The organism is Eubacterium sp. MSJ-33 (assembly GCF_022174665.1).
In the GTDB taxonomy this organism is placed as follows: Bacteria; Bacillota; Clostridia; order Lachnospirales; family Lachnospiraceae; genus Coprococcus_C.
Genome location: NZ_CP076562.1, coordinates 2339709 through 2358261, shown reverse-complemented (window position 1 = coordinate 2358261; position 18553 = coordinate 2339709). Strand labels below are relative to the sequence as shown.

Here is an 18553-nt window from a genome sequence, read left to right as displayed (position 1 = left end):
ACAAACTTGTTTAAACATCTTGAAACTATTTTCAAGCACATTTATAATATTTTTATTCCATAGAACATTTGCACAGAAAAACAGGGGGTTGCTATGCCGAAATCCATATATGAAACAATCTTTGAAGATTTAAAGAATAAAATAGAGTCACAGCAATACAGAAGTCAAACATTGCTGCCATCTGAAAATGAGTTGACCAAACAATACAACTGCTCCAGAAACACCTTGCGGCGTGCTATTGCAAAGCTGACCTCACTTGGGTATACACAATCCATTCAGGGACGTGGCGTCCATATCATCTATACGCCCGCTCCCACTCGTGAAAATTATGTTGGCCCCAATTCCTTAGAAGGGCTTTGTCAGGCTGCAGCCGAACAAGGTTTTTCTGTCGTTAATCATGTTATTACATTCAAATCCATGACAATCAATGCCGCAACAGCTGAAAAAAGTGGGTTTGAACCAGACACGGAAGTATTTTTTATCCAGCGTCTGCGTTCGGTCAATGGAATTGCAAAAATGATTGACAATACACTTCTACGCAAAGATCTTGTACCGAATCTTACAGAAGAAGATTTAAAAGGCTCTCTGTTTCGGTATATCGAAGATGTAGCCGGCATGACGATCAAGACTGTTAAACGTTGCGTCACAATCGAACGAACCACGCCGTTTGATGAGAAATATCTATCTCTTGATGGTTACAACTGTCTCGCCGTTATCACTTCCCACGTATACAACACAGACGGCATTCAATTCGAGTACACAATATCAAGAAACCGCCCGGATTTATTTGCCTTTGATACAGTTGTCTCTGTCTAATATGTTTTATTGGCTCCAATCAATGTCATCAGTCCATTTATCACGAGCAATACTCCTGTCGCGATAAATGCCCATGCAATCGTTCCGCTCTGGTTAAAAAGCAGACATGCACCAGCAACAACCATCAATCCCGGTTTAAAATACTCCTGAAAGCGTTCTGCCGCCGTCAGATTCACAGGCATCGTCTTTTTGATTGCTGAAATCTGCAGCAGTCCCATTACAATAATTCCGGCTGCCAGAATATAAAACGCAAGGCTTGCAAATATCCATCCAAAGACCAAGATACAAACACCTGCAACTGATTTCATGATTCCAATATTTGTTAATCCTGCCATAAAATCAGCAATGGCTCCGATAATCACAAATACAGCAAGCATCGTAATTGCCACCGTGATGATTTTACCTTTCATTATAATCAGCAATATTCCTAACAGAATAGAACCGATTGCGGAAGCTACATTTCCTTTTTGATTCATTTTTGTTCCTCCTCGTATTATATAGTAATTTACCTAATAGCTTACTTCAAATCCGTATCAGATGCAACGGACAAATGAAAATCTCTGTATGATTTTAACATAGACGAAGTCCAACCACACCTCTCAATTTCCGTTTACTTTCGTTACCCAGTATAGTAAAATATAAATCAAATGAGTTTTTACCGTCAACTATACATATTTAGATACATTTCCACGGAGGAGGGAACTTATGAAATATGATGAAACTGTTTTTAAAGAAAAAGCAAACCGCAGAGCCAGACGTATCTGGATCATCTTCGCGGCTTTGCTGTCTGCCAATTATGGCGCTGATGTAGCAAACCATCTGCGTGGAACATCTTACTATCTTATATTCTTGATTCTGTGCTGGCTGCCAATCCTTGCCGGCGAGATTCTACTCCGTGTAAAAGGTTTTGACACCGATCAATACAAATTCAATCTGGTGATTGGCTATGGAATCTTCTACACATTCGTGCTTTGTACGACCGAATCTCCGATTGCATTTACCTATATTCTGCCTGTCACCAGTCTTCTGGTGCTTTATAAAAGCGTCAAATTCATGGTGAGCTGCGGCATCGTGAACTCCCTGATTATCATCGGCAGTGCAGCCTATCGTATCTCACTGGGATTCAATTCAGCCACGAATATGAAAGACTATCAATTAGAGGTTGCCTGTATCATCCTCTGCTATATCTGTTATGTCATGTCCATCCGGCACTTAAATGAATCCGATGGTGCCATGACTGACAGTATCAAAGCCGATCTACAACGCGTAATCACAACGGTGGAGCAGGTAAAACAGGCATGTAACACTATCACAAACGGAATCACGGTTGTCCGCGAGCTGGCTTCCGAAAACAGCCATGGCGCAACGATTGTTGTAGACAGTTTACAGAAATTAAATGACCACAACACCGATTTACAAAACAGCACCACTTCCTCCAACGAAATGACCTCTGACATCCACGCACAGGTAAACCACGTTGCAGAAATGATTGAACAGATGGTTTCTCTGACATCCACCTCTATGCAACATGCAAAGGTCAGTTCTGCTGATTTGGATGATCTGGTGACGACAACCACCACGATGGCATCTCTGTCCGGCGAAATCGAACAGACTCTGCAGAATTTCAAAACGGAATTCGCCATGGTAAAAAATGAAACCGGAATCATCGAAAATATCACTTCCCAGACGAACCTTCTGGCATTGAATGCTTCCATCGAAGCTGCCCGTGTCGGGGACGCAGGCAAAGGTTTTGCTGTCGTAGCCGAACAAATCCGGACATTAAGCGAAGAAACAAAGTCTTCTTCAAGTCAAATCCGTCAGGCACTAGAACATCTGGAAGAAACCTCCGAGCGAATGACCGCTTCTATGGAAGAAACGCTGAAGCTGATTCAGCTCACATTGACGAAAGTAACCCAGACCGGCAAGAATATGACAGAAATCGCTTCCGACACAAACAAGATAGGAAAAAATATTCAGGTTATCGATCATGCAATGAAAGAAGTAGAAGCTTCCAATATACATCTGGTAGACAACTTAAATCAGGTTACCGACATCGTTGGCGATATGACGACCTGCATCAGCGATTCCAACGAAATCAACAACCGCATGCTGAGCAAATATGATGAATCTGCAAACAATATCAATTCTATTGAGACAGTAATCGAATCTCTCATGTGTGAACTTGGTATCGGCGGATTCATGGGAACCGAGGATATCAAACCCGGCATGAAGTTGACAGTCACGCTTGGCGAAACGCAAAACTACTACGGTGAAGTACTTGCATGTGAGAATAACACGTTGTCAATCTCTCTGGCAAACGCACCGAAGCTTCCGGATCTTACCGAATGCAGGCTTCAAGTCACGGTCGGAAATGTACTCTACTGCTGGAACTCTGCAAAAATCATACACACAGCAAAGGAAGCAGCTTCCAGCTTTACAGTCCAGATTGAGTCGCGTCCAAAGATCAACAACCGGCGCAAATATCCGCGGCTGGATATCACAAACGCCTGTACAATTACCCTTTCCGACGGCACAACAACGATTCAGGGCAAACTGGATAACCTGAGTGCAAATGGATTCGCATTTCTGACACACGACAACTACTTTGCAACGCACAAAGGTGTCGATATCCATGTAAAAATCCACAACTTTGACTTACCGCAGCACGATGAGCTTGATGGACATGTCATCCGCTGCTCAGATAGCGAAGGACTCTATATTGTTGGCTGTCAGATGCCCGGAGATGATTTCTTTATTCGGGATTATGTCAAAAGCAGGTTATAGAAAGCCACACATTATATCTATTTCATAGGAGGACACTATGGCTACATTTCAAAGCTGGCACGACAAATACAAGTTTTGTGTATCACAGGAAATCTGGGATACTATAGAGTATGGAATTGTTTTATTTCAGCAGACAACCCCGTTTTTAAGTGTAGGGATATTAGATAAAGCAAAAACCGATTTGGACAGATATCTGTGTCCACAGTTATTTATTGCCGGAATTTACGATTCCTATCTGGGACTGAAAGCCGGCACGCTCGATGAACCTAAGATTTCAAATAATTTACGCAAATATCTGACGAACTTTCAAAAAAATCTATCTACTTATAACATCTGGATTGAGTATATTGAAAAAGGATTATATTCCGGTTTTACAGAAGAGCATCGGTTACGGCAAATAGAAGCTAATCTGAAATACGAATGGAGACACGACAATTCTGTCTTCGTCACCAATCTTATTTCATTATTTGAAAGTAAAAAAAATGCGCATCAAATTGCTACGCTGGATGATATTTTTGTGCTTGATTGCGAACAGGACGATGAGGATTCGATATTCTCTGATTTTATGTCAAGTTCTTCTTATTTTGCCAACCTTCGTAAAGATCTGTCCAGCAAAGTAATTGGTCAGGATGCTGCAGTCAGTTTGTTTATTCAGGGCCTGTTCACCGGACAATTTAACCGAAACAGGACAGTCAACGGACCAGAATCTACGTTTTTATTTGTTGGTCCCCCAGGCGTAGGAAAAACATACCTTGCCACCACTGCTGCCAAATATCTGAATCGTCCAAGCGAAATCTTTCAGATGAGCGATTATACAGATTCCCAGTCTACGCATTCTATAAATGGTTTTGAATCAACCTGGAAAGATGCAGAAGACGGAAAGCTTACTAAATACGTGAGCGAGCACCCAAATGCCGTTCTGATTTTTGATGAGATTGAAAAGGCGCATCCCAATGTCATCCGGCTCTTCCTCCCTATTTTAGAAGGGGGAACTCTCCAAAGCTTATATACAAAGGAAAACGTTGATTTCACAAAAACCATTGTGATTTTCACAACCAATGCCGGACGTGATTTCTACGAAGAAAAGCGAAATATGAAGATTTCCGCACTTCCTGAGACGATCATTATTGATGCATTAAAGCAAGACAAAGATTCAAACGGAACTCCGAAAATGCCAACCGAGATTCTATCGAGATTATCCAAAGGCTATATTATCGGATTTGACCATATGAATCCTGCCAAGCTTGTTCCTATTATCAAACAGGGGCTTAAAAATGGCGCGGATTTACTGTCACAACAGTTTGGACTTTCCTGCAGCTATAACGAATCACAATTTCCTTATCTGTTTTTGTACCATCTCGGTTCACGGCTTGATGCCAGAGTGGCACAGGAACGAAGTAAGAAATTCCTGATTGACACACTCTACACTGTCGCAGAACGTGCAGGGGAGACTCCGGGAAAATATCAAAACGAAAACGGAGAAATGATTTCCCACATACATTTTGATGTTGCAGATTCAGAACCATTGGCAAAAGAGCTTTTGATTCCATCAAAAAAGTCAAATATCATCATGGTTTCCTATCGGGCAGATCGTCAGAAAGTCGATGAGCAAACCGACTGGTATCGAAGATACGATGCCTGGGACACCAGCGCAGAAAATGAAGAAGGAAAACAGAGCAAAATCATTGAAATCATGAACGAACATAAAATCTCTGCGATTTTAGTCGATCCCTATTTTGCTATTACATCGCCAGACAATGAAACGGAAGATCATTTTGAAGGAATTCTGCATCTCAACAGCCGCGGAACCAATGTCCTTCGCTGGCTCTTAAAGCAGAATAATATGCCACCGATCTACATTATGGAGATGAATGAACATATCAGTCTGGTGGATCGAATCGAACTGCAGAACCAGGGTGTAAAAGGCTTTCTGGATTTCGTCGGACAGACCGATGAAGATTGCACCAGACAGGTAAACAATTTAATCTACGAATTATTCCTGTCTAAAAAGATCGAACACATCACTTCCAAAGGACGGGCATTGGAGTTTAACATCGGGCAGCAAATCGAGAATGACCGCATTGATCTGACATTATTAAACTTCAAACTTGTTAACAATATGACAACCGATGCGACTGAAGTCACAATATCCGACGCAGAAAAACCGGATACAACTTTTGATGATGTGATCGGAGCTGATAATGCCAAAGCAGAGCTTCGAAGATTTATCCAGTTCTTAAAAGACCCGGACGAATATTTACAGACCGGTATGGCAATCTCCAAAGGCATTCTTTTATATGGTCCTCCCGGGACCGGTAAAACAAAACTTGCAAGAGCGCTCGCCTGTGAAGCAGATTGTCCGTTCATCTCAACAACCGGAGCTCAATTTGTAAATGGCGAAAAAAATATATCCCATATATTCCGGCTTGCGCGAAAATACGCTCCAAGTGTTGTCTTTATTGACGAGATCGATGCTTTCGCAAAGGATCGGACGACTACCGATGAGTACCGCGCAACACTGTTAAACAGTCTGCTTACGGAAATGGATGGTTTCGCATCCACGAGTGATCGTCCTGTATTCGTAATTGCAGCAACCAATTTTGCAGATGCCCCCGGATTACACGGAAACAGGATTTACCTTTCCCCTGCATTGTTACGTCGATTCAGCAAGAAGGTATACGTTGACCTGCCAAGTAAGGATGAACGTATTCAGTTCCTGGAAATGAAAAAGACTGCACTTGCATCAAAGGATTATAATCTAAACGATTTTACTGCTGGTGAACTTGAAACTTTCGCGAAACATACGGCTGGTTTTTCCATTGCAGAATTGGAAAATGCACTGAATCTTGCCATCGGAAACGCTTATGCTTCCGATGAACCATTGACACTAGAAATTCTTCGCGACACTTTTGACGAGAGTGTCTATGGAGAAAAAATGAAGATTGCGCCATATCATATCAAAACAACCGCGCTTCACGAAGCGGGTCATGCTTATATGTGTTATCTCTATAAGGATCAGTTTAAACCTCAGTTTGCGACATTGGTTGCAAGAGGTGATTACCTCGGCATGGTACGGGAAGAAGAAAACGAGAATGGCTTTAATTTCAGCCGGGAAGATCTGTTACACCGAATCCAGATAAAGCTAGCCGGCAGAGCCGCCGAAATCGTCTTCAACGGTACCCCGCAAGGCTTAACTGACGGAGCTTCCAACGATCTGTCCTCTGCAACTTATATAGCACGGAATATTCTCAGCCGTTTTGGTATGGAAGAAGGTTTCCTGCCTGCCATCAACGAAGAACTTATGCTGCAATCGCCGCTAGCAGAAAAATACTACGCAAAACTAAACGAAATTCTGCAGACACAATTAGATCAGACAATTCAGATTCTTACTGAGAACAAAGACACGATCGAGCAGCTTGCCGATGAGTTAATTGAGAAAGCACATCTGGATTTTGAAGATATAGAGCGGATTATACTGGGAAAATGATTCAATATTAAAAGCTCCATGTTGCATGCATGGAGCTTTCTTTCGTTTCCTAATTATCCTTAGAATAAAAACATTTAAAATCATCCAACCGGATACAGCCAACTCTTCCACCATAGCCTGACGCACAGTCTATTGCTATATGGTTATTTGCGATATAAATCTCATCAGGTTTCGCACCATAAATAGCACGCGTCGGCAAATGTCCTGTTACAAGATACTTATCCTCAAAATATACCCGTTCATAATCAGGGGCCTTGAAAATCAGTTCATATAACTGATAATCTTCCAGCTTCCTTTCGGATCTGAAATTAATAAATCCAGCGTGAATGATGACAAATTCTTTTCCATTTACCCATATATCTTCATAAGCAGCAAACTCTTCCAAATAATCCATAATATCCTGCTGTTCTTCCTTTGTAAGTTTATGAAATTCGTCCAATGTGATCTGCCCACCAATATTCTGATACTCGATAATATTCTGTAGATTTTTTTCATCAATCTTACGAATCATTTCCTCTGTTATTTCCTGTGTAACAAAGTTCAGCACCTGCCTCAAAGCATATTCATGATTGCCAATAATCGGATACATATTAGGTTGCATCATCATATATTGAAGAATCTTTATTCCGTCGCGCCCTCTATCCACAATATCTCCATCAACATATAGCTCATCCGCCTCTGAAAAATGAACCTGCTCAAGTATAGACATAAATCCTTCATAGTTTCCGTGCAAGTCAGACATTACATATACTGCCATAGCATTTTCCTCCCATTGGGATACATAAAATAGATTACATTAAATAGTGCATCCAACTCATTACTCCCCACTTCACAAATAGCGCCAAGCCAACGCCATTTGATAAAACAAATGCCGGAAACCCGCATAGACACGGGCTTTCGGCATTTTAATCCGTTATTCAAACTCTTCCCGAGGTTTTTATCGACAACTCATAAATGCTGATATTTCCTGCATTTTGGGCACTTCTATTTCGCCAAATATCACTCTTTTCGCATCGTTTTCAAAGTTTTTAGTAGCAAATTAGTTGCAGTATCTGCACCGATAATTTTCCATCGGCTTGATATAATCTACTTTTTTTATTATTCACAATGAATAAATTCCTGTGGCTGTCAGGTTGTCTATTACACCTGCTTCCACACCAAAATCTCAATATTATGACTGCAGAATTCTTCACCAAGCATTCCACTTGACAAGCTTACAATCGCTACTTTGTCACCTTTTCTTAATTTTCTTGCATATTGCATAACTACAATCCTTCCTTAGATAAAACAATATTACTTTTTATCCGCACGCTGCTTCCCCTTAAATTCCTTCTCTATATAACAATGTTCCTGTTTGGCAATCAACTTAAAACTGTAAATTGGACATTCAGATTCCATTTCGTTACAGCTACTTTCAAAGTCCAGTTCGATAATATATGGCATCCAATCTATAATTCGCAGAAAATCTTCACAGCCAAAATTACTATCATAAAAATTCAATATCGTACTAAGGGCAGTACCATGGGTTCCTATAACAATATCTTTATCCGTATTATCTGATAAAATCTCATTCAGTGCCTCTATGTTACGTTTTTGCACCATAGCAATGGACTCTCCACCTTCTTCATGATAATTATGATCAGCCCATCGTTTCTGGAACATTCCGTGATTGTTTCCATCAGGTCCTTTTTCGCGCTCCCTCAATCTCTCATCTGTTATAATCTCTTTTGTGAAAAAATCTGCTGCCTCTGCAATGGTATCCATACTACGTTTATACGGACTACAATAAAACGCATCTATTTTCTTATCCTTCAAAAATTCCAGCACAATTGCAGAATCTTTCTTACCCTCTTCCGTCAAAGGTCTTGTCCTGTCTTCTTCCCATTCGTGTTCCGGCTGTGCATGACGCACGAAATAAACTCTTGTCATTTGATCAGCTCCATTTCATCTTCCATTTTTACGAATCCATATTTTTCATACACTGGTCGTCCCATCTCTGTCGCCTCTAAAGTAATCTGTGATACGCCTTGTTTCCTTATATCCTTTACCAGTAAATCTAATGTATGAAATGCAATCCCCTGTCTCCGATATGCCGGTGCCGTATACATATTCATAATATAAGCCTTTTTACCTGTTGGATTATGATATGTCGGCATAACCTGATAAAAACTGACACCACCAGCGCCAATAAAGGTTTCGTTATCATACACCAGATATGCAATATGCTCACCAGTTTCTAATGCGTTCTTATAATACTCATAGGATTCTTTTTCCACCAATGACATATCCATATCATTCGATAGTTTGTTTGCTGCACGAAGAACAATAATTCTAGTTCTTACAAGTTCATCTATGTCTGCTATGGTTGCTTTTTTATATTCATAGTTTTCTTTCATCCTACACCTCTACCAGCAAAGACTCTCCCTCAGAATAATTTCCACTTGTCCATTTCCATTTCTCCGAAAGTTCTATTTTCCCATCCTCTAATACAATTGGTACACTATGACACTTTCCAGTTTTTACCTGCATTACCTGATTTATATGATGATATACAAAATCAAGTTCTCCGTTAATTGATACTGTACCTATCAAAGAACCCCTCAATATATCGCCACCACTGTAGTCTGCCCATAACAATTTTCCATTCTGATGATATGTAAAAGTAGTCTGTTCGTTAACCTCGCCATTCTCGGAATTCATTTTGGGAATGAACCTTCTTCCATCATAACAAATGACTGTAGACGCCTTATTAAGTTCTTTTTCCATAACCTCATAGGCAAGTATCACTCCATTTTCTACCAGATAACGCTCATGCTTTATTGTAGAAAATCCCAGTTTTTCATAAAGTGCTGATGCAGGCAATGAAGCATCCAGATATGCCTTATCATATTTTTCGCTAATCTGAGCTTCGATATTCTTTATTATAAATGTTCCTTAACCCATTTTCTGGTGTTCCGGCAAAACATAAACTCTTGTAATATGATTATCTTCAAAACAGCCTGTGCCAATCATATTTCCGTCTATTTTGAGGACACTTACATATCCATTTTCGATATCTCTTTTTATCGCCTCCTTGCTGTGAAGCTCACAGAAAAATCCCACCACTTCTGCTGGATAATATTTCGGATATACTGTTTTTATCGTATGCTGCACCAAATCGTACACAGCCTGCAATTCTTCTATTGTTGCTAATTCATATATCATAATCATTCTCCATATTTTACATATCAATCCATTGAATAAACGCCGTCTTATCCGAGCTATTATATCCTGCATTTCGATAAAATTTTAATGTACTTTCTTCCTTAGAACCTGTAAGTAACATCATCTTATAACAATGATTCTGTTTGGCAATCTGCTTTGCAAAATTCAGGCAGGCAGTTGCATAACCTTTCTTCCGATAATCTCCATGCGTCACAACATTTTCTACGAACGCATACGGGCGAACACCTCTTGTAAGATTAGGAATAATCACGCACACGCAGGATTCCACAATCTTTCCATCGATTTCGCAGACAATCAGATGATGATTGGTGTCATTAATAATATTGTTCCATGTATTTTGCAAATGCTTGTTATCCTCAGGAATACTTTTTTCATGAAGATACAGATATAACTGTAATATTTCATCTAAATCTTTTTTATTTGCTTCTCTAATCATTGCTATTTACCATCCAATCTGCATCTTATAATTCCACCAGCCCAGTCTCGTCAAAGTAATAAATATTCTCTTTCTTATACCCATATTTTGAATCAGGAAATGTAATGTGTGGTTCAAATGTAAAGTACTTTACATTACCAAGCTTCATCACATTTCCTCTTTCGATGTAAACTCTGTCGCCTTTAGATTTCACAATGGAATGTCCCAGATTACCCATAAAGTCAAGATTGACGAATCCATTTTTTACAATGTACTCATTCATATGGTAATACAAGTCTTCAAAGGTTGTTTTCTTCGTGGCAAAACGAAATAATTCTGCATGTAGCTTTTCTTCCATTTGCAAACCACTTTTCCACTCTTGATTCTGAATTAACTCTATATCATCTACAACCTCACCATTTTCTACAATAATAGTTCTCGCATAATCTCCCCAGATATTACCTACCTGTGGACTTAAATCAATGGTTATAATATCATTATTTTCTATAATTTTATCCGAAGTTACATATTGCTTTCCAGATACGGAAACCGTTGTTTCATCTCCTGCAAATACAAATGCACCGACATCCCAATACCAGAAAGAGTCTGCACCTAACTCCATCAGTTTTTCCTCACATAGTTTTCGAATATCCAATAACTTCATACCCGGCTTAATAATCTTTTTTATATATGTTATAGTCTGTTTTGCTGTCTGCTGTATCTGACTATAAGATTGCTTTTGTATTTGCAGATATTTTTCAATCAACTTTGGTTGTATCAATGGATAAGTCCAATTTTCTGGTAATTCATCCATAAGTACCACCTTCTCCATCTCGCAATGAAGTTCACCTGAAAATTCTCTTATTTCTGCAAAACATAATAATCCAAATGTTTCCTCTCCATTCTCATTTATACTGTTCTTACCTGTGACAGAATATACACATAGCTGTTCTATATCAAACTTAACTGCACCTGTTTCTTCTTGAAGTTCTCTTTTAGCAGTCTCTAAAATATCTTCCCCGTCTTCACGATGTCCACCCGGAACTTCATATGTATCGCGTTCTTTGTGTTTACACATTACCCACTTCCCATTACTCTGTGAAATAATCACTGCAAACTTTAATAAATTGTCATCAACTGTATCGTAAAATTTCACTTCTAGCATATTATACCTCTCCCACTCTGCCATGAATTCATTGACACTGCTCATATTTCTCCGTTATATCCGTCCTTATCAACATTATTAAAACACCAGCAAACTCCATCTATTTTAGGATAGCACAACATATGGTCTCTTTCAATGCACTTTCGCAACTTCTTGCGACTGTTTCTTAATCAATAACATTCATATTAAAACAAAGTCGGAAACCTGCATAATTCAACATTTGGCTGACCAAACCTGAGAGCAGCCATGCCCCTCATCTTACCACCTGCGCTATACCTATTTTTCTCCCTCCTCAGCTCGATTCCGCTTCGCTTCATCTCGCTGTATGTTGTTGCCAGGTACTTCCATTAATAAATACAGCATCCGGCTGATCAGCCAAATGTTTACACACAAGAAAAGGATGAACCATCATGCAAGCATGATAGTTCATCCTTTTCTTGTGTGACATCTGCTTCGCAGATGCTGTATTTACTTATGTCATGTTTGGCTTGTTATCACTCAAACTCGGCAAGTCCAAAGATATTCTTAAATATATTTGTTTAAGTTCTATGTCTTTTTTGCCGTTATTTTATTTCTGTTGCATATATTATTTTGGCTCGCTGATTTTCTGTTGCCAATTTGTTGCCACGAATATTATATTAAACTCTTTTCATAGATACTGTCAAGGCTAATCCTAAAGGCTCAAATAATTTCAGGATTTATGAATGAAAAGTCTTAAATCACCCGAATCGTTATCATTTCATCAAGTCCAATCTCCCCAATATCACATTCTTCTTTTCCACGAAGATATGTCTGCATATGGTAAAACATCATACACTCCCTGAGATATTTTAATAACTCTTGTGTCCGGCGTTTATATCCATATGCTTTCAATAATGTCCGCAGCTTCATTCTCACATAATATTGTCCGTCCAAATAAAGAATCTGCACACGTTTCATCTTAAAAAACAAATCAATATCAAAATAATCTGTAATGAAAGCAGCTTCTTCCACGTCTTTACCAAAAGAGCGAAAATCTTTCTGAACCGCCGGAAACTCCTTATCTATTACTGGCTTGTCACATAAATAATCTGTCCAATAATGCACATCTAAATATAACTGACGCAAATTTGTCCGATAGAATGGACTTAAATATTGATTATCTTCTTTCCAAATTTTTTCCAACATGATACTCGCTGTCTTAGTTCCCATATCTAGACTATGTATGATACAAGCAAGATCAAATGAATCATAATATAGCTCAATCAATTTTATCCCCCTTCAACCCATTGCATTGTCTACAAAGTATCTGCAAATTCTCTGCCACAGTTTTTCCACCTTTATTCATCGGTATCACATGGTCTACCTGAAAGAAAATACGGTCTTTGCCTTTTGCTCCACAACAGGCACAGGTATAATTTCCATCTGTATCTTCTGATTTAGCAAATGCTGTATCCCGAAGATTTTTTTCCAGTTCCGGATTTACCTTTCCAATCTCGAACAATGGTAAATCCTCCAGCTTTCTAATACCTCGCTGCACGTTTTCTTCTTCGTCATAAATATGCGGATTAGACAGTTTTGTTAACTCTATATCCAGTTGTCTCCAGAAATACAATTTTCGTCCAAAAAACAATTTTAACAAATTATCATCACTATTTTCCCATAAGGCATTTACATATTCTGTTTTCTGTCTCTGCCCCATATCCTCATCCCAAATATGTTTTGCAATCGCAGCAACATCTAACTTGCTTCTGTCTATATCATCAAATGAATAGAACTGTGGCGAAGTTTCGTACTGGGCATAATATTTCAAAATTCGTATCACATCTTTTTCTTCATATGGTGGTATCATTTCGCCTAAGAAAAACGTGTTTCTACATTGCTCTGCCATTTCTTCAAGCAATTCTTCTGCCGGATATTCCTCTTCACACTGAAAACTTTGGAACAGACTTGGTAAGCCTTTCATCAATTCTTCATATGATTTTTTCGTACTGTCATATACCATTACTTGATAGGAAGAATCCACTCCATTTTCTTCTAAATAGGCAAACGCATACATTCCAATCGGAATTCTTTGTACAAATGGTACTTTTTCTAATACTGTGGTATCTACAGAATCGTCAAGTACAGAAGCAAACTCCTCTATTTTAGAAATCGCTATCATGCGTAATTCATGCTTCATATGCTCTGTTGGATTATCTGTAAATTCATTATTTCCACTGAACAGACTGTCTGGATTTACCCATGCAATATGTTCATTCCAACTATCTACAAAAGAAACGATGTATGCTGAAGAAGTTCCACCAGCAGCTTCTCCTCTAAGTGCCCTTCCTATCATCTGTGTCATAAGGATTGTAGAAACAGTTGGTCTTGCTAAAAATACTGTTTTAGTCTGTGGTAAGTCCACTCCCTCTGTCAAAATATTTACATTCACAAGTACTTTTACTCTTCCTGCCCTATATTCTTCTATTTTTCTTTCGTTTTCTTCTCTGCTGATTCTCACTCCTGTCACAGAATCCTTTACATCAGACACAATGAACTCCGACTTTATGCCCTCTTTATTAAACAACGAACTTAGATGAATTGCATGAACTACATTGATTGCAAATACTATCGTCTGTCCATACTCTTTCTCTTTTGCCTTGTATGTCTGGACAATCAGTTTGTTTCGTGCTGCACTATCTGCCATTTGTCCTGCTACGTCTTCAGGCAATACGTCTAATCGTTGGATACTCTCCCAACCATTCAAACCTAATGATTCTCCATACATTTCATCTGTGTAATAACTTTCAAAAATAGGTTTTGATAAAATGCGTCGATTTATCAACTCTTTTAACCCTATCTGATATGTAATACCTATATTTCCATGAACCGCCTTTCCTCCTTGTAAACCGTCCTCATAAATTTTTGCCAAAAGGCCCTGTTCCCCATCAGCAGTACGGAATGGTGTAGCTGTCAGTCCAATCAATTTTACATTTAATACCTTTGTTTTTACATAATCAATTACTTTGCGATAAGTTTTGGCAGTAGAATGGTGTGCTTCGTCTACAATTAAAAAGATTTCCTTTTCGCCCTTGAGCCATGCATCTAAGCACTGTAAATTTCTGCCTATGCTGTCCTTACTCATAATCAACAAATTGTCCGTGGGTTGAATATCAATGGTTCTATCATGCGTAGATGCACCAGATACAATCCTGTACTGGAAGGACGGAATATGCGGTATTACCTCTGAATACGCAAACTTCTGAAAAGATTCTGCTGCTTGGTCAAGTAACATCTGACGATGTGCAATCCACAATATTTTCTTTTTCTGATCCAGTGCATTTCTTAAAAGCCACATAGAAGCTGTGTACGTTTTTCCTCCACCAGTAGGAAGTACAATCATAGTGCTGTACTTCGCATTTTTATTCATAATATCGAGATTTCCCATTGCACATTTTTGATGTTCATATGGTATTCTCGCATTTGCTCCCTTTTTGGGAAACACTTTTCCAAATGACTTTACTTCTATGTAATCTTTTTCCATCATTCATACCCTCCAGATTTTATTATATTTTACGCATTTACCATTCGTTGCCTTTTCTGTGCTTCAATCAAGGTATCTCGTAAATCAGTCTCTATCTCTATCATTTTCACTTCAATATCGAATTGTCTGATACATTCCGCAAGAACAGATGTACCTTTTAATTTTTTCATCTCATCTTCATCACATACTACAATAATTTTTCTGTATATCTTTCCCTCAATTTTTTCAAGGAGAAGCATTTTCAGAATATCATTTGAAATCTTATTATCCTGAGCTTTCTTGGGTTTTCCAATATGTGCAAAAATTTCTCCAATTATCCCATCCGCTTTAGAATAAAAATCGGGTTGCATAAATGTATTGCCTACAAAGATTTTCGCATTTTCTACCAGCTCTACGCCCAACCAGTCATTTACCTTCTGAAAAATTACCTGCTCTGCCATTTGTTGCTCAATAGAACTTGATTTTTCTTCTTTTTCCATGACAACCCTCCTCAAAATTGTAATAAATACATAAATAGTTTACCACATACATTTCCATGATTCCATTATAATACGCCATAAAATCGTAAATAGGGCAGTCAACTGACCGCCCTCTAATCTACGCATATACAATTTCTTTCAGCACTACTTCCTCTGCACAATGTCGGATATTATTACACATCCTCACCCACAACATCTGATTCTCCGCTTTCAACTGTTCCGTCACTCCCTGCCTTTCTTTCATCTGCTCTATCAAGCGTTCCATCATCTCATAGCACTCCTCGTCTGTCTGGTGCAGATGTTTATTTAACTTCCCGGCAAGTACCAACTCCAGATATAATCCCTTCCGATGCTCCTGCAAATATGACTTTCTCAGCATTCCATACTTTCCAATCGGATATTCTGTCTCTTCCGGGAGATACAGGTCTGGATAATACAGACCGTCCTCTCCTAAAGTATAACTGATTCCATTTTCTCCCATAATGTGTTTCTTCATGATTGTCCTCCTATCTTGCTCCCCGATCTTTGTTCTGACTACGGGTATGCTGTTTATTTTTCTTTTCATTCTGTATTTCTTGTTTCTTTTCAGCCAGCTTCGCCCTAATACCATGTGCTACTGGCTCTTTTCCTGTTTCTTTCTTCCATTTTTCTATTGCAGTTCGATATTGGCTATACTCAGATTGAGAATCCTTAAAATCTTTTAAAAATTCCTGTACACTTCTATATCCGATTTTCTGTACAATCCTTGGAAGGTAATCTTTCATATCTCTGATCTGACTTTTCAGTTCATCAATTTCTTTCTGCAATTCTTTTTTCTTTCTTCCTTTAAACCATCCCGTGACCTCTGACAGTTCTTTCTTCTTTGCAGAAAGCTGTTTTTGTTTCTGTTGAATTGCACCGTTTTGATCTTCCAGTTCTTTATTCACTTTAAATAGTTTCGGATACTTTAATGCAAGCCTCGTCATTTTAGGTTGTTCCGGTTCTACCTTTTCTTCTTTTGTTGTCTTGACTGCTGCCATGCTATTTTCAGCAACATGCTCTTGGTGTTCAATTTCCGTTTGCTCTGTCTGTTTTGGCACTTCCCTGGGTTTCTTAAACAACACACTTGCTATCAAAAACTCCAATGCCTCGACCGCCACTGTTACAACTCTGGAAAATAATCGTGGTCTGTTTCCACGCCTTGCAATTGATTCCCTGATTGGCTCCGTGATTTCTTTCCGCTTCACTTCCATTATCTTCGGTTCCGGCACTCCACTAATTAATGCCATATCAACAGCTCTGTTCCATTCCCGGCGTTTTTGGTTATCTGCTTCTATTTCCTGTGCCTTCGGATTATTTTTCCCGATTTTCTTTGTTGCAAGATAAACACTGCCACGTTCAAATACTTGCAACTTCTGGCTCTCGTCCTGCACATAAATATTGATTAAGTCTGTATAAGAATGCTTTACCTCATCCAGAAATGAATTACTCTTGAAGCGTTCATCTTTCGCTGTAAACAGCTTCTTCTCATATACTTCACCTTTCTTCACAATACTGCAGCCTTCTCGGATCTCGCCATCTTCTCCTAATACCTCTTTCTTTGTTCGGACATGTTTTCCATTTTCATCATAAAACATATTTCTACTGGCAATCTTGATGATTGGTTCATCTAATAACTTCCGTTCTGCAAATATCAGATGAATGTGATAATTGGTCTTTCTTTTATTGTGGTGCAGAGCAGCAATACACTCCGCTCCGTAATTTTGTTTAAAATGATTTGTAAAAAGCTGTAGCAATCTATCCGGCTGATATTCTGTAAAGCTCTCTGGCAAAGCAATGATCAATTCTCTTGCCTCAATACATTTTCCTTCTGTTCCGCTTTTTTTAAATTCTTCCTGATTACATTTTGCAAGTTCCCGCCAAAATTTCCGTTCTGTGGTTTCATAAACTGCATAGAGATTTTCCTGTTTTGCATGACTGGATACATAAGTGATTCTGCCTTTAACATTGCTTAGTTTTGTCATTTGAATAAATGAATTTCTTCCGATAGGCACTCCCTCCTTGTCTTCGGCAAAATAAATTCCGCCATATTATTTGTGAGTGGATGCATCGGCATCCGTTTACGAACTTATTGCCGTTTCCGGCTACAATAGCTCCCGGCAGGGCGAAATACACAGAGCATAAACGAAGTTTGTGCGATGGGTGTATTTCGCTCTCAAACGCCGAGGGCTTTGTGAGATGCTTCTTACATCTACCACAACTTGGCTTTCGCTTTTCATTTTGGGCGTATCCGCCCTCTTTTTCTGCCCGTATCCAGGCTTATTTTTTTACGAACAACAAACCGACTATTACTCTTTCTGTCTGCTTTATTCCGGTATCCTAGCCCGTACATACTCCAGATCTCCGCAATACGGTGTTCCAACCAAATACCATTCCCTCGCCAAATTCATTTCCATTCTGGTTTTTACCCATTGATCATCTACTAATACTTCCAGGCATTCTCCGCAGTGAAATCCTGTATCAATCCATAAGTCAGATGATAACAAGCCATATCTCTTGTTATAACTGTTGTAACCTAATCTTCCTTCTCTCATGGTGTCATTCTCCCCTCATTTATCATTTCCGCAGGGACGCCCTGAATCAGGGCCCCCTTTTGGAAATCTCCTTACTTCGCCAGCCAACTCCCGACTGCACCTTT

General features: G+C 39.1%; 18 protein-coding genes. 3 read left to right on the top strand and 15 right to left on the bottom strand.

Annotation, left to right across the window (positions count from 1 at the left end; all coding sequences use genetic code 11):
• The first annotated feature begins 93 nt into the window (after positions 1-93).
• Positions 94-816, top strand: coding sequence for a GntR family transcriptional regulator (locus KP625_RS11080; protein ID WP_238297875.1), 723 nt, complete (start codon positions 94-96; stop codon positions 814-816).
• Here KP625_RS11080 and KP625_RS11075 read toward each other — a convergent pair.
• Entirely contained in the window at positions 813-1292 is a 480-nt protein-coding gene (locus KP625_RS11075) for a DUF308 domain-containing protein (RefSeq protein ID WP_238297874.1), read from the bottom strand. The genes KP625_RS11080 and KP625_RS11075 overlap by 4 nt on opposite strands.
• Positions 1293-1521: 229 nt before the next feature.
• Here KP625_RS11075 and KP625_RS11070 point away from each other — a divergent pair, with 229 nt between their 5' ends.
• Together KP625_RS11070 and KP625_RS11065 are read left to right on the top strand one after the other, a co-directional pair.
• Positions 1522-3600, top strand: a complete 2079-nt coding sequence (locus KP625_RS11070) for a methyl-accepting chemotaxis protein (RefSeq protein WP_238297873.1) — start codon at positions 1522-1524, stop codon at positions 3598-3600.
• Positions 3601-3637: 37 nt separating this feature from the next.
• Positions 3638-7087, top strand: a complete 3450-nt coding sequence (locus tag KP625_RS11065) for an AAA family ATPase (protein ID WP_238297872.1) — start codon at positions 3638-3640, stop codon at positions 7085-7087.
• 49 nt (positions 7088-7136) lie between these two features.
• Here the strand turns inward: KP625_RS11065 and KP625_RS11060 are convergent, their stop codons facing one another.
• The 14 genes from KP625_RS11060 to KP625_RS11000 all read right to left on the bottom strand — a co-directional run bounded on the left by KP625_RS11060 (position 7137) and on the right by KP625_RS11000 (position 18449).
• Positions 7137-7844 (bottom strand): metallophosphoesterase, encoded by a 708-nt coding sequence (locus KP625_RS11060; RefSeq protein WP_238297871.1) that lies wholly within the window; start codon positions 7842-7844, stop codon positions 7137-7139.
• A 383-nt stretch (positions 7845-8227) separates the two neighbouring features.
• Positions 8228-8350: a hypothetical protein gene (locus KP625_RS13590; protein WP_255731579.1), complete on the bottom strand. Its 123-nt coding sequence runs from the start codon at positions 8348-8350 to the stop codon at positions 8228-8230.
• Positions 8351-8380: 30 nt separating this feature from the next.
• Positions 8381-9016, bottom strand: a complete 636-nt coding sequence (locus tag KP625_RS11055; protein WP_238297870.1) for a histidine phosphatase family protein — start codon at positions 9014-9016, stop codon at positions 8381-8383.
• Positions 9013-9483, bottom strand: coding sequence for a GNAT family N-acetyltransferase (locus KP625_RS11050; protein WP_238297868.1), 471 nt, complete (start codon positions 9481-9483; stop codon positions 9013-9015). The genes KP625_RS11055 and KP625_RS11050 overlap by 4 nt, the downstream gene beginning before the upstream one ends.
• Position 9484: 1 nt before the next feature.
• Positions 9485-9949 (bottom strand): n-acetylglutamate synthase, encoded by a 465-nt coding sequence (locus KP625_RS11045; protein WP_238297867.1) that lies wholly within the window; start codon positions 9947-9949, stop codon positions 9485-9487.
• Positions 9950-10021: 72 nt separating this feature from the next.
• A complete protein-coding gene (locus KP625_RS11040) occupies positions 10022-10291 on the bottom strand; it encodes a GNAT family N-acetyltransferase (RefSeq protein ID WP_238297866.1) in 270 nt (89 codons plus the stop codon).
• Between the two features lie 16 nt (positions 10292-10307).
• A complete protein-coding gene (locus tag KP625_RS11035) occupies positions 10308-10748 on the bottom strand; it encodes a GNAT family N-acetyltransferase (protein ID WP_238297865.1) in 441 nt (146 codons plus the stop codon).
• A gap of 25 nt (positions 10749-10773) precedes the next feature.
• Positions 10774-11916: a M24 family metallopeptidase gene (locus KP625_RS11030; protein WP_238297864.1), complete on the bottom strand. Its 1143-nt coding sequence runs from the start codon at positions 11914-11916 to the stop codon at positions 10774-10776.
• A gap of 690 nt (positions 11917-12606) precedes the next feature.
• A complete protein-coding gene (locus tag KP625_RS11025; RefSeq protein ID WP_238297863.1) occupies positions 12607-13059 on the bottom strand; it encodes a hypothetical protein in 453 nt (150 codons plus the stop codon).
• A 73-nt stretch (positions 13060-13132) separates the two neighbouring features.
• A complete protein-coding gene (locus KP625_RS11020) occupies positions 13133-15400 on the bottom strand; it encodes a DEAD/DEAH box helicase family protein (RefSeq protein WP_238297862.1) in 2268 nt (755 codons plus the stop codon).
• A gap of 26 nt (positions 15401-15426) precedes the next feature.
• Positions 15427-15876 carry a hypothetical protein gene (locus KP625_RS11015; RefSeq protein WP_216413567.1) on the bottom strand — a complete coding sequence of 150 codons (450 nt, stop codon included), beginning with the start codon at positions 15874-15876 and terminating at the stop codon, positions 15427-15429.
• A 118-nt stretch (positions 15877-15994) separates the two neighbouring features.
• Positions 15995-16372, bottom strand: a complete 378-nt coding sequence (locus tag KP625_RS11010) for a TnpV protein (protein ID WP_216413569.1) — start codon at positions 16370-16372, stop codon at positions 15995-15997.
• Positions 16373-16382: 10 nt separating this feature from the next.
• Complete coding sequence (locus tag KP625_RS11005) at positions 16383-17879, bottom strand: MobA/MobL family protein (protein WP_216413581.1); 1497 nt, start codon at positions 17877-17879, stop codon at positions 16383-16385.
• 342 nt (positions 17880-18221) lie between these two features.
• Entirely contained in the window at positions 18222-18449 is a 228-nt protein-coding gene (locus KP625_RS11000) for a DUF5348 domain-containing protein (RefSeq protein ID WP_005340457.1), read from the bottom strand.
• Positions 18450-18553 lie beyond the last annotated feature (104 nt).